At 47.2% G+C, this 13,040-nt stretch carries 9 protein-coding genes and 7 tRNA genes; 10 read left to right on the forward strand and 6 right to left on the reverse strand.

All coding sequences use genetic code 11. From position 1 onward, the window contains the following. Window positions 1-34: 34 nt before the first annotated feature. Window positions 35-814: a hypothetical protein gene (locus WMO28_RS16475; RefSeq protein ID WP_349057685.1), complete on the reverse strand. Its 780-nt coding sequence runs from the start codon at window positions 812-814 to the stop codon at window positions 35-37. Window positions 815-1,062: 248 nt separating this feature from the next. Between WMO28_RS16475 and WMO28_RS16480 the strand changes: the two genes are divergently transcribed. The 7 genes from WMO28_RS16480 to WMO28_RS16510 all read left to right on the forward strand — a co-directional run bounded on the left by WMO28_RS16480 (window position 1,063) and on the right by WMO28_RS16510 (window position 1,731). Beyond that, window positions 1,063-1,137 (forward strand) — tRNA-Pro (locus WMO28_RS16480). 38 nt (window positions 1,138-1,175) lie between these two features. Then, window positions 1,176-1,246, forward strand: a tRNA-Gly gene (locus tag WMO28_RS16485). Window positions 1,247-1,265: 19 nt separating this feature from the next. Beyond that, window positions 1,266-1,339: transfer RNA gene (locus WMO28_RS16490), tRNA-Arg, on the forward strand. Window positions 1,340-1,344: 5 nt separating this feature from the next. After that, window positions 1,345-1,418 (forward strand) — tRNA-His (locus WMO28_RS16495). Window positions 1,419-1,428: 10 nt separating this feature from the next. Beyond that, window positions 1,429-1,500, forward strand: a tRNA-Gln gene (locus WMO28_RS16500). 11 nt (window positions 1,501-1,511) lie between these two features. Further along, window positions 1,512-1,584: transfer RNA gene (locus tag WMO28_RS16505), tRNA-Lys, on the forward strand. A gap of 67 nt (window positions 1,585-1,651) precedes the next feature. Continuing rightward, window positions 1,652-1,731 (forward strand) — tRNA-Leu (locus WMO28_RS16510). Between the two features lie 69 nt (window positions 1,732-1,800). Here WMO28_RS16510 and WMO28_RS16515 read toward each other — a convergent pair. The 3 genes from WMO28_RS16515 to WMO28_RS16525 form a co-directional block, all read right to left on the reverse strand. Continuing rightward, window positions 1,801-2,844: a transglutaminase domain-containing protein gene (locus WMO28_RS16515; protein WP_178644096.1), complete on the reverse strand. Its 1,044-nt coding sequence runs from the start codon at window positions 2,842-2,844 to the stop codon at window positions 1,801-1,803. A gap of 255 nt (window positions 2,845-3,099) precedes the next feature. Then, on the reverse strand, window positions 3,100-4,986 hold the full coding sequence (locus WMO28_RS16520; protein ID WP_349057687.1) for an ABC transporter ATP-binding protein: 1,887 nt from the start codon (window positions 4,984-4,986) through the stop codon (window positions 3,100-3,102). An 11-nt stretch (window positions 4,987-4,997) separates the two neighbouring features. Next, window positions 4,998-6,749 (reverse strand): ABC transporter ATP-binding protein, encoded by a 1,752-nt coding sequence (locus tag WMO28_RS16525; RefSeq protein ID WP_349057686.1) that lies wholly within the window; start codon window positions 6,747-6,749, stop codon window positions 4,998-5,000. Window positions 6,750-7,075: 326 nt separating this feature from the next. Here WMO28_RS16525 and WMO28_RS16530 point away from each other — a divergent pair, with 326 nt between their 5' ends. Further along, the gene (locus WMO28_RS16530) at window positions 7,076-7,465 is read left to right on the forward strand and encodes an iron dependent repressor, metal binding and dimerization domain protein (protein WP_178644093.1); all 390 of its coding nucleotides are present in this window, start codon (window positions 7,076-7,078) and stop codon (window positions 7,463-7,465) included. 162 nt (window positions 7,466-7,627) lie between these two features. Here the strand turns inward: WMO28_RS16530 and WMO28_RS16535 are convergent, their stop codons facing one another. Both WMO28_RS16535 and WMO28_RS16540 read right to left on the reverse strand, forming a co-directional pair. Continuing rightward, window positions 7,628-8,542 (reverse strand): DMT family transporter, encoded by a 915-nt coding sequence (locus WMO28_RS16535; RefSeq protein WP_435376762.1) that lies wholly within the window; start codon window positions 8,540-8,542, stop codon window positions 7,628-7,630. Window positions 8,543-8,747: 205 nt separating this feature from the next. After that, window positions 8,748-9,980 carry an argininosuccinate synthase gene (locus tag WMO28_RS16540; protein WP_178644089.1) on the reverse strand — a complete coding sequence of 411 codons (1,233 nt, stop codon included), beginning with the start codon at window positions 9,978-9,980 and terminating at the stop codon, window positions 8,748-8,750. 370 nt (window positions 9,981-10,350) lie between these two features. On the opposite strand from WMO28_RS16540, the gene argC reads away from it, so the two are divergent. Both argC and argJ read left to right on the forward strand, forming a co-directional pair. Beyond that, the gene (argC, locus tag WMO28_RS16545; RefSeq protein ID WP_021976394.1) at window positions 10,351-11,391 is read left to right on the forward strand and encodes an N-acetyl-gamma-glutamyl-phosphate reductase; all 1,041 of its coding nucleotides are present in this window, start codon (window positions 10,351-10,353) and stop codon (window positions 11,389-11,391) included. A gap of 40 nt (window positions 11,392-11,431) precedes the next feature. Further along, a complete protein-coding gene (gene argJ / locus WMO28_RS16550; RefSeq protein WP_178641417.1) occupies window positions 11,432-12,655 on the forward strand; it encodes a bifunctional glutamate N-acetyltransferase/amino-acid acetyltransferase ArgJ in 1,224 nt (407 codons plus the stop codon). The last annotated feature ends 385 nt before the right edge of the window (window positions 12,656-13,040 follow it).

Genomic DNA, 13,040 nt, shown 5'->3' on the forward strand with positions numbered 1-13,040 from the left:
GGGGGGGGCCAGGCCGGCCCCCCCCCGTTCTCGGTTATTGATCGTCCCCGGTAAGACGCAGCACATCCCGGATCTCATCTACGTTCATATCCAGGATCACAGCCAGTTCGTCGATAGTAAACTTCGTGGTGTCGTCATCGTCAGTAAGCTCTTTTACCGCGGATTCCAGGTTTTCCACCTTGGATACCAGGTAGTCATCGCGGAATTTCTGCTGTGTCTGCTCCTCGATGGCGTGGAGAATTCCGCTGCGGATGCGTCCGCGAACCCATTCGTCGTTCTTCTCTTGTGGTTCGGCTTCCTTAAGAGCTGCCAGAAGGGCCAGATTCGCTTCTTGGATCAGATCTGCCAGGTAGATCTCCTCGCAGTTCAGTTCAGCCGCCATCTGGGCAGCAACCGCCATATAGAACTGTGTCAGGGCACTCTCGGCAGTTGTATCGCCGCTGGCAAAAGCCTGGAAGAGAGCAGTAAGATCATCAGGATCAAGCCCCTCCGGGGAAAGGCTCTCCATATATTCGGTGAGGTAATCCTGCTCCTGTGCGGTAAGCGCAGCGCGGGTACATGGAAGCTCTTCCGTACCGGTACCTTTTTTGGAAGCGCTGTCTGTGGCAGAAGCAGCGTCAGCAGCCGCCTCATCAGCCCCCTCAATGGTGATACCCTTCAGGCGAAGATACTGAAGAATCTTCACAAGCTGGGAAGTACTTAGGTCAGATTCATCAAAATGCTCACGGATCTGCTGCTGGGAAAGCTGCTTGCCGTTCTCCTCGGCAATGTCACAGATATCATTGAGTTTCTGCTGAAATAATTTTATATCCATATAAAAAACATCTCCTTGTTAAATTTCGTATTGACTTTGATAACAGTTTTATGATAACATAAGCAAGTCGCAAATGACAGGAAAACCTTTGAATAGACGGAAAAAACGTGAAAAAAAGTTTTTTTAAAAAAATTCAAAAAAGGTGTTGACATTTGTAGATTGCTATAATATAATATCACTTGTCGTCAGGCAAGAGAGATAAGCAAGAACGACAACAACTTAATAAAGACCATAAGTAAATGGTACATCGGGGTGTGGCTCAGTTTGGCTAGAGCGCCTGGTTTGGGACCAGGAGGCCGCAGGTTCGAATCCTGTCACCCCGACTGCTGTAAACTTATTACCGCAAGCGAGAAAGTAACATGCGGGTGTAGTTCAATGGTAGAACACCAGCCTTCCAAGCTGGATACGTGGGTTCGATTCCCATCACCCGCTTCTCTTTTAGAGAGAGCATGTGTCTGTAGCTCAGCTGGATAGAGCAACGGCCTTCTAAGCCGTGGGTCGGGGGTTCGAATCCCTTCAGGCACGCTGTGGTGGGTATAGCGCAGTTGGTTAGCGCGCCAGATTGTGGCTCTGGAGGCCCAGGGTTCGAATCCCTGTATCCACCCTTCGCCCATTGGGCTATCGCCAAGCGGTAAGGCACAGCACTTTGACTGCTGCATTCGCTGGTTCGAATCCAGCTAGCCCAGTCCTTTTTTATGGGGTATTAGCTCAGTCGGTAGAGCACTTGACTTTTAATCAAGTTGTCCGGGGTTCGAATCCCCGATGCCTCATTAGCGGAAAGCATTTGCTTTCCGTTATTTTTTTACTGTCAGATAAGACAGTATCAGAATTTCATATGCGGATATGGCGGAATTGGCAGACGCGCTGGTTTTAGGTACCAGTGGGCAACCGTGCAGGTTCAAGTCCTGTTATCCGCATAAAAAGCTGCGGCTTCATAAATGATCTGATACGATGCATTTATGAGGCCGCAGCTTTTTTTCTTATCTTTATTTCTCTCCTTCATTTACTTCTTCAATAAATACTTTTTCCTCGGCCTGCTGATCTGTGAAATGGAAGCGCAGTACAGCCTGTGGCCAGTTGAGGGTGATGATCGCTTTTTTTTCCCGGGTCTTGCCGGCGGCCTGAATCTGGTCTACAAGGTCAGTGAGGACTTCGCGGGTGAGATATCCGCCTCTCCAGTGAAATGTGAATTCACGGCCTTTTTTGGCGGCCTGGAGAGCACGTTTATAGACATCCTCAAGCCTGGTGAAAGAGAGCTTTTTCTCACGGTAATAGCTGTGGCTGCTGTCAGGACAGGAAGGCGCCGGTGCGATCAGCGGTTCATGATCCCGGAAAATATTTTTGTCATCCAGATTGAAATAGTCATAGCGGATGCTGACAGATCCGTCCTCATTTTTGCCCAGAGTATTGTCGAAGGTGGCATCCAGATGATAGTACTGCCCGTTGATGCGGACAATGTTCCAGGTGTGGCGGTATTTAATGCCTTTTTCCGGATTGTTTCCGCAGATGGCGATGATGCACCAGAGTCCCAGAGCATCGCAGAGAACCTTTACAGATTTGGCGATTCCCTCACAGACGCCGACACCATGACCAAGCGGGCCGATGATTTCGTGGGAATATGGCTTTTTCAGCTTGTCATAGCGGATATTTTCACAGATAAAGTCGTGGATATATTTTTCCTTATCCCATTCGGAAAGCTTCAATGCAGGGCGGACGAGCTTGTCTACACGGGCAGTAAGAGCCTTCTGGTGTTCGCGGATCTTATTCTTGTCAAAAATATATTCCGGGATCAGGATCAGATTGGGAGAGTCCTGATAATAGCGGTATTTAAATCCTACTGCCCAGAAGATCTCCGGATGGTCCAGCCGGATCTGGAAAAAGATCTCGTAGAGTTGATTTCCGTCTGTAGTCGGTACCTGCGGAATCAGGAATTCGTCCTCAAGATTTCGGATCCCGTTAAGCATTGCACGGTATACATTCTGGTTTTCTTTCGGCATTCTGCCGTAGTAATATTCTTCAGCCTGTTTCATATATGATCGATCTATAGTGCAAAACAAAGTATGCTGTTTGCGCTACAGTTACTCCTTTCTGCAATAAAACGCTGTCTGTGTGGAAATGATTATAGCATATTTTCAGGAAAACCGGAAATGGGGATAAAAGAAGCGGACAGGAGAAAAAGCAGAAGTTTTCCGGGAGCAATGTAGATATATCCAGGCATACAAAAAAATGCAGATCCATCTCGGGAAAAGAGATGAATCTGCATGTTGTACAGGAAGAATCTTGTATCAGCCATTGTACAGCTGGTAATATCTTCCTTTTTGTGCAAGAAGCTCGTCGTGGGAGCCACGCTCGATGATATGTCCCTGCTCCAGGACCATGATGCAGTCGCTGTTGCGTACTGTGGAAAGACGATGGGCAATGACAAAAGTAGTTCTGCCTTCCATCAGCTTGTCCATACCATCCTGAACCAGCTTCTCGGTACGGGTATCAATGGAACTGGTAGCCTCATCAAGGATGAGAACAGGCGGGTCTGCAACTGCGGCACGGGCAATGGACAGAAGCTGCCTCTGGCCCTGGCTTAAGTTGGCACCGTTTCCACGGAGCAGTGTGTTGTAGCCCTGTGGCAGCCTGCGGATGAAACCGTCAGCATTGGCAAGTTTTGCGGCTGCGATAACCTCTTCGTCAGTGGCATCCAGCTTACCGTAGCGGATGTTTTCCATAACAGTAGCAGTGAACAGGTTGGTATCCTGAAGAACGATGCCCATGGAACGGCGGAGGTCGTCTTTTTTGATCTTGGTGATATTGATGCCGTCGTAGCGGATCTTACCTTTCTGGATATCGTAAAAACGGTTCAGAAGGTTGGTGATGGTGGTTTTTCCGGCACCGGTAGATCCCACAAAAGCAATTTTCTGACCAGGCTGTGCGTACATGTTGATGTCGTGAAGGACGATCTTGTTGGAATTATAACCGAAATCTACATCCTCCAGGACCATATCGCCTTTCAGCTCGATATAATCTGTAGTACCCTCTGCCTTGTGAAAATGCTTCCATGCCCAGCGTCCGGTACGCTTTTCGGATTCTGTTAGAACACCGTTTTCTTCTTTTGCATTGACGAGAGTAACATATCCCTCATCCACCTCCGGCTTCTCATCAAGAAGGTCAAAGATACGTTTGGCACCGGCCAGAGCCATGACAATACTGTTGAACTGCTGGCTGACCTGGTTGATCGGCATATTGAAGCTCTTGTTGAAGGTAAGGAAGCTGGCCAGTCCGCCAAGTGTGAAGTTGCCGATACCGTTGATGGCAAGAATACCACCGACGATGGCACAGATCACGTAGCTGACATTTCCAAGCTGTGCGACAACCGGCATCAGGATGTTGGCAAAACGGTTGGCGTTATCTGCACTGGTGAAAAGCTGGTCATTCAGTTCGTTGAATTTCTCCATGCTTTCGTCCTCGTGGCAGAAGACTTTGACAACTTTCTGGCCTTCCATCATTTCTTCGATATAGCCGTTGACAATACCCAGGTTTGTCTGCTGTTCCAGGAAATATTTACCACTTAAGCCTGCAAGCTTACGGCTGGCAGTGAGCATGACACCCACCATAATCAGGGTGACGATAGTAAGCGGGATGTTCAGGATCAGCATGCTGACAAAGACACTGACAATGGTGATCACACTGGAAAGCAGCTGCGGGAAGCTCTGGCTGATCATCTGACGCAGAGTATCAATATCATTGGTGTAGATGGACATAATATCGCCATGTGCATGGGTGTCAAAATATTTGATCGGAAGAGTTTCCATTTTTGCGAACATGTCGTTTCGGAGGTTACGTAAGGTTCCCTGGGAAACGTTGATCATGATACGGTTATAAGTATAGGTTGCGATAACACCGATGGCGTAAAAACATGCAACCCGCGCGATCGCGGCAGTTAAGGGACCAAAGTCCGGTGTATCTGCCTTGAGAAGAGGCATGATGTACTGGTCGATCAGGGTTTTCATAAACATGGTTCCCTGAACGTTGGCAAGGACACTGATGAAAATACAGATGATCACGATCACAATGTGAACCTTGTAGCTTTTTACGATGTAACGGGCAAGACGTCCGAGAAGCTTACCTGGCTGCTCCGGTGTTCCCATGCCTTTCGGGCCGGGACCGCCTGGCCCTTTCATATTCTGATTTTTCAAGCCGGCTCACCTCCTTCGTCGAAATCACCGGAACCACCGGTTTGTGAGTTGAATACATCCTGATAAATAGCGTTTGTTTTAAGCAGCTCTTCATGAGTTCCAAAGCCGTTGATCTCACCGTTATCCATAACAATAATGCGGTCAGCATTCTGGATGCTGGAAATACGCTGTGCGATGATCAGCTTGGTAGTATCCGGGATTTCTTCGGCAAAAGCGCGGCGGATTCTTGCGTCTGTAGCGGTATCTACAGCACTGGTGGAATCATCCAGGATCAGGATCTTGGGCTTTTTCAGAAGGGCACGGGCAATACAGAGACGCTGTTTCTGTCCGCCGGAAACGTTGGAACCGCCCTGTTCAATGAAGGTGTTGTACTTGTCCGGCATTTTTTCGATGAAATCATCGGCGCAGGCAAGCTGACAGGCACGTTTACATTCCTCTTCCGTGGCGTTTTTATCGCCCCAGCGAAGATTTTCAAGAATGGTTCCGGAGAAGAGCACGTTTTTCTGAAGAACAACGGAAACCTGATTACGAAGTGTCTCAAGATGATATTTCCGCACATCGATGCCACCAACGGAAACAGAACCATCGGTTACATCATAAAGACGGCTGATCAGGTTGACCAGACTGGACTTGGCACTTCCGGTACCTCCGATGATTCCGATGGTCTCGCCGGAACGGATGGAAATGTTGATATCCTTAAGAACAGGTTCTTCGCTTTCTTTTTTGTAGCGGAAGTTTACATGGTCAAAAACAATACTTCCGTCAGGAACTTCGGTTACAGGATCTTCCGGATCTGTGATATCAGCAGTGTCATTGATGACTTCAGTGACACGCTCTGCACTGGCAATACTCATGGTTACCATAACAAAGACCATGGAGAGCATCATAAGGCTCATAAGAATGTTCATACAGTAAGTGAGAAGACTCATAAGTTCACCGGTGGTAAGAGAGCTTCCTACGATCATTTTGGCACCCAGCCAGCTGATACCAAGGATGCAGGCGTAAACAGTGAACTGCATCAGAGGCATGTTCATGACAACGATCTTCTCTGCTTTTAAGAACATTTCGTATACTTTGTTGCAGGCTTTCTGGAATTTGCTGATCTCATAGTCTTCACGGACGTAAGCCTTGACGACACGGACAGCACCGATATTTTCCTGGACGCTGGCGTTCAGATCATCGTATTTGCGGAAAACAGCCTGGAAATAAACGGTTGCTTTTCGCATAATAAAGATCAGACAGCCTCCAAGGAAAATAACTGCTACAAGATAGATGCTTGCAAGCTTTGCGTTGATAAGAAATGCCATGACCATGGCGCAGATGAGGCTGGCCGGTGCACGGGTACACATACGAAGGATCATCTGGTAGGCGTTCTGCAGGTTGGTCACATCTGTGGTAAGACGGGTGATCAGACCAGCGGTGCTGTACTTGTCGATATTGGAAAATGAAAAGGTCTGGATGTTGGTGTACATGGCTTTTCGGAGGTTCCTGGCAAATCCAGTAGAAGCCCGGGCTCCGTATTTTCCGCCCATGACGCCGGCCCAGAGACCGCACAGAGCGAGAATTGTCATGACTGCACCTATCCTGTAGATATGGCCGATATTTCCGGCTTCCACGCCTTTATCAATAATGGAAGCCATAGCCAGGGGAATCAGAGTTTCGAAGAGAACTTCGAGAATCATAAAAAAAGGCGTCAGAAAAGAGGCCTTTTTAAACTCCCTGACCTGGGCCAGAAGGGTTTTCAGCATAAAAAATCTCCTTTCTTTACTGTTCGGAAAAACAGCAATCCGCGGATTCCGTTGAGGAAGGTCCGGGACTGCTGCGAACAAGATGTATTAGTTAGTTACTATTATCGTGGAAAATATTTTTAATGTCAAGACAAATATATGTGAAAAGCTTGACATAATTTCGTTCAGGCGGTATATTAAAAGTTAATATTCGCCTGTAAAATGGGGAAAGAGTGAGCATCAGATCCCTTTTACAGCAGTTACAGAATATATATTCAAAGGGAGATTTTTGTAACTGTTATAGGATCAATATAGAGATTAGTTTTTACATAGGGAGGTCTTTTTATATGGAAATCAGACAGTCAGCGGAGGATTATCTGGAGTCGATCCTGGTTTTATCCAAGAAGGGCGGCGGTGTCCGTTCTATCGATATCGCAACCAGACTTGGTGTTTCCAAGCCAAGTGTCAGTCATGCAATGAAGCTTCTTCGTGAAGATGGTTACATTGCTATGGACCGCTATGGTACCGTGACACTTCTGGAGAAGGGTGCGGAGATCGCACATCGTATTTATGAGCGCCATACCGTTCTGGCGAAGATGCTGGAGGGGCTTGGAGTTCCGGCAGATATCGCGCTTGAGGATGCCTGCAAGATGGAGCATGATATCAGTCAGGAGAGCTTTGAGAAAATCAAGGCACATTATAACAAATTTATCAGCAAAGAAGCAGCAGAGGAATAAACAGAAAATGACCGGCAGGTAGGAATCGGTCATCGGATAAAGTGGCAGCGGGACAGAAAGCGGAGTGCCCTGAAGCTCGGTTCTTAAGATTTATAAAAAACGTATCGGACAGCTGAGAGATCAGCGTTCGATACGTTTTTTACTTATATAAGGGAATATGTTTTATTTCTGCTTTTCCGGAAGCTGTGCCAGGATGATCGCCGCGAACATGATCACACAGCCCAGGAGCTCTTTTGCGGAAAGCTTCTGTCCCAGGATCACCCAGCCTGCAAGCACGGAGATGCAGGACTCCAGGGAAAGAATGAGAGAAGCAACCGTCGGGTTTACATTTTTCTGACCCACGATCTGCAAAGTGTAGGCAACACCACAGGACATGATACCTGCATAGAGAATCGGGAGCCATGCGGTGAGGATGGAGGAAATCTGTGGGTGTTCCATGATAAGTGCCGGTATCATGGAAAGGATCCCACACACAAAAAACTGGATGCAGGACATTTTTACTCCGTCAGCTTTCGGTGAAAAATAGTCAATGATCAGAATGTGCAGGGAAAAAAGAAATGCACAGACCAGTACCAGGAGATCACCTTTTCCTACAGAAAAGCCGTCGGTGATGCAAAGAAGATAAAGTCCGATCAGTGCCATGGCAACGGCAGCCCAGATAAAGGGACTGCATTTCTTTTTCAGGAAAAGTCCGATAATCGGGACAATGACAATATAGCAGGCAGTGATGAAGCCGGCTTTTCCTACGGTAGTATATTTGATGCCGAACTGCTGGAAATTGCTGGCTGCAAAGAGTGCGATTCCGCATGAGATACCGCCGAGCCAGAGGTCGCGGCTTTTGTGCGGGGATGGTGCGGTGCCCTGAGATGCTGCAGAACCGGAAGAAGTTCGACTGTCAGCGTTTTTCGGGCGGTTCAGAAGAAGGATCACAGGCACAAGGATGACGGAGCCGATCAGAGACCGGACACCGTTAAAGGTAAACGGGCCTACGTATTCCATGCCAACGCTCTGGGCAACAAAGGCAATTCCCCAGATGGTAGCGGCCAGAAGCAGGCAGAGAGAATTTTTCAGAGGCATTTTTTGTGTGTTCATAAGAGGTTGAATTCCTTTCCGGGTAGATATGATAGATGTTCAGAAGATTGCGGATCAGACACGGGAGTTATGCAGCGAAAGAGAAGGCGAATATCCGATCGACTATATGTAGCCAGTAACAGAAAACACCCCGGGAACCAGGTAGGCTTCCCGGGGCTGTATTATCTGTCAGAAAAATTCAGGCAGATATTTAGTTCTGATTCTGATTGTTCTTAACTTCAGCAAGCTTCATAGCACGAACCTTCAGCGGCAGACCGAACAGAGTGATGAATCCGTCAGCATCGTGGTGGTCATACATATCACCTGTTGTGAAGGAAGCGAGAGATTCATTGTAAAGGCTGTATGGAGAAGTTGTACCGTTCTTGATAATGTTTCCTTTGTAAAGTTTCAGTTTAACTTCACCGGTAACGTATTTCTGAGTGGACTCAACGAATGCCTGGATTGCCTCACGAAGTGGTGTGTACCATTTTCCTTCGTAAACAACCTGTGCAAACTGGCTGCCAAGTTTCTTCTTAGCTTCCATAGTCTCACGGTCAAGGATCAGCTCCTCAAGCTGGTCATGGGCTGCCATGAGGATCGTTCCGCCAGGAGTCTCATAAACACCACGGGATTTCATACCAACAACACGGTTCTCAACGATATCAACGATACCGATTCCGTTCTCGCCTCCAAGCTTGTTGAGCTCTGTGATGATCTCGGAAACTTTCATAGCTTTTCCGTTGAGAGTTTTCGGAACACCCTGCTCGAATGTCATGGTGATCTCAGTCTCTTTATCCGGTGCTTTCTCAGGAGTTACGCTTAATACGAGCATGTCATCGTAGTTCGGAGCCTGGGACGGATCCTCAAGCTCAAGTCCCTCATGGCTGATGTGCCAGAGGTTTCTGTCACGGCTGTAGCTGTGGCTTGCATCGAACGGAAGAGTGATTCCGTGTGCTTTACAGAACTCGATCTCATCCTCACGGGACTGCATGGTCCAGAGATCTGTCATACGCCATGGAGCAATGATCTTGATGTCCGGAGCAAGAGCTTTGATACCAAGCTCGAAACGGATCTGGTCATTTCCTTTACCTGTAGCACCGTGGCAGATAGCAACAGCGCCTTCTTTACGTGCGATCTCAACCAGTTTCTTGGCGATAACCGGACGTGCCATGGAGGTTCCGAGAAGATAAGAATGCTCATAAACAGCGCCAGCCTCTACACATGGCATGATGAAATCGTCACAGAATTCATCAACGATATCTTCGATGTATAATTTGGAAGCACCGGACATTTTTGCTCTTTCTTCAAGGCCGTCCAGCTCGTTTCCCTGTCCGCAGTTTACACAGCAGCAGACAACGTCATAGTCAAATGTCTCTTTCAGCCACGGGATAAGGGCTGTGGTATCAAGACCGCCGGAATACGCTAAAACAACTTTTTCTTTCATAATATATGTCCTCCTGGGATTTTTAAAAAATTTTCCGTGAAAAGTATACTGTTTTATAACTTTACCAGAGTGAATAAATATTCATGCAAAGCAGAACAAAATTTTTTACTGTCCTGTCGACATGGCTTAATATACACCAGATTTTATAAATATGCAATAGATAATTTGAAAAATATAAAAAAAAATTTGCATAAAAATGCAATGAAACATGGTGAATATTATAAGGAAATATAAGAAAAACAGAAAAGACCGTGAAAAATCAAAGAAAATGGCTATTGCATAATATGCAAAGAAGATGTATAATCTATCCATTGATAAGGCGGACATAAAAGAACCGCCTTTTTGCCCGAACAGAGGAGGAATGAGAAAAATGATTAAAGCAGGAATTATCGGTGCTACAGGATACGCAGGAAATGAGATCGTAAGACTTCTCCTTGGACACAAGGACGTAGAGATCAAATGGTTCGGATCCCGAAGCTACATAGATCAGCAGTACGCAGATATTTATCAGAACTTTTTCAAGCTTGTGGATGCCAAATGTATGGACGATAACATGGCAGCACTTGCAGATGAGGTCGATGTGATCTTCACCGCAACACCACAGGGACTTTGTGCATCTCTTATCAATGAAGAGATTCTTTCCAAATGTAAGGTGATCGACTTAAGTGCGGACTTCCGTATCAAGGATGTGAAGAAATATGAGAAATGGTATGGAATCGAGCACAAAGCACCCCAGTTTATCGATGAGGCAGTTTACGGTCTCTGCGAGATCAACCGTGAGGATATCAAGAAAGCAAGACTGATCGCTAATCCGGGATGCTATCCGACATGCTCTACACTTTCTATTTACCCGTTATTAAAAGAGGGCCTGATCGATCCGAACACCATTATTATTGATGCGAAATCTGGAACATCAGGAGCAGGAAGAGGAGCCAAGGTGCCGAATCTTTACTGCGAGGTAAATGAGAGCATTAAGGCTTACGGTGTTGCAACACACAGACATACACCAGAGATCGAGGATCAGCTGGGATATGCATGCGGACAGGAGGTTCTGATCAACTTTACCCCACATCTTGTTCCCATGAACAGAGGAATCCTGGTAACTGCTTATGCTTCCCTTACCAAGGATGTTACCTATGAGGAAGTGAAGGCAGCTTATGATAAATACTATAAAGATGAGTTCTTTGTACGTGTTCTGAACAAAGATGTATGCCCACAGACAAGAAATGTGGAAGGCAGCAACTTTGTGGATGTGAACTTCAAGATCGACCCGAGAACAAAGAGAGTGATCATGATGGGCGCTATCGACAACCTTGTGAAAGGTGCAGCCGGACAGGCCGTACAGAATATGAACCTGATGTTTGGTTTTGATGAGAATGAAGGACTGAAACAGATTCCGATGTGCCCGTAATGGCCGCATTTTCAGTTCAGTGAGAGGAGACATATATAATATGAAGATAATCGACGGAGGCGTTACTGCCGCAAAAGGATTCCAGGCGGCATCCACCGCAGCAGAGATCAAATATAAAGGACGTACCGATATGGCAATGGTTTTCAGTGAAGTTCCGTGTGTGGCTGCAGGAACTTTCACGACCAATGTGGTAAAAGCTGCTCCTGTAAGATGGGATCAGGACATCGTATATAATCATCAGGGCGCAAGAGCTGTGATCTGTAACAGCGGAATTGCCAACGCATGTACCGGTGAGGAAGGCTTCAGCTACTGTAAGGCGACAGCCCAGGCAGCAGCAGAGAGTCTTGGAATTCCGGAAGACAGTGTTCTGGTAGCGTCCACAGGTGTTATCGGAATGCAGCTTCCTATTGACCGTATTGCAAACGGTGTAAAGGCTATGGCACCGAAGCTTGCAGGAAGCCGTGAGGCAGGTCTTGAGGCTGCAAAAGCCATCATGACAACAGACACCGAGAAAAAAGAGGCAGCCGTAGAGATCGAGATCGGCGGAAAAACCGTTACAGTAGGCGGTATGTGCAAGGGTTCCGGAATGATCCACCCGAACATGTGTACAATGCTTGGATTTGTCACAACAGATGTGGATATCTCCAAGGAGCTTCTGCAGGAAGCACTCAGCGAGGATATCAAAGATACTTACAATATGGTTTCCGTTGACGGAGATACATCTACCAATGATACCGTACTCCTTCTGGCAAACGGTCAGGCAGGCAATGTTAAGATCACTGAGAAAAATGCGGATTATGAAGAGTTTAAGAAGGCTCTTAATTATGTAAATACAACCCTTGCGAAAAAAATCGCAGGAGACGGTGAGGGTGCAACTGCACTCTTTGAGGTCAAAGTAACCGGCGCAGCCACCAAAGCAGACGCAGTAACCTTAAGTAAATCCGTAGTAACCTCCTCCCTTACAAAGGCAGCAATCTACGGACATGATGCAAACTGGGGAAGAATCCTCTGTGCATTAGGCTATTCAGGAGTACAGTTTGACCCTGAAAAAGTAGATCTTTACTTTGAGAGCAAAGCAGGAAAACTTAAGATCATTGAGAATGGTGTTTCCACCGGATACAGTGAGGAAGAGGCAACCACAATTCTTTCTGAGGATGCCGTGACAGCCATCGCAGACATGAAGATGGGCGAGGCAGAGGCCACTGCGTGGGGATGCGATCTGACATATGATTATGTGAAAATCAATGCGGATTATCGTTCTTGATGTAAGAACTTTGTAGAACAGTTTTGGTTGTTTGGTTGAAATTCTTTTTCATGCTGAAAGCTGAGAGGACCTTAGGGGGGAGCGAGCTCGGAGTTGCGAAGCCCGCACGCTCCCCCCTAAAACCCCCCTCCGTTGGGCACGCTTGGTTGTGGCGTGGGGGAGTTTTGTTTCCGAAGACTGATGACGGGCTGTTCGCCTCCTTTGGAGGCGAAAGCGCGTCGGAGGCGTTTGCCCTTTGGCAAACTGTCCGTTGCGGGGCGCTTTGCCCGGAGGGCAACAGCGCGTGTGAGAATACGTTACGAGTGAGACAAATGTAATACGTGTGCAGGGCGTGGCCAGAGGGGAGGAGCGCGAGGAGGGGAAACGGCCTTCGCAACTTCGAGTG

The organism is Blautia aquisgranensis (assembly GCF_040096615.1).
Classification (GTDB): Bacteria; Bacillota; Clostridia; order Lachnospirales; family Lachnospiraceae; genus Blautia_A; species Blautia_A aquisgranensis.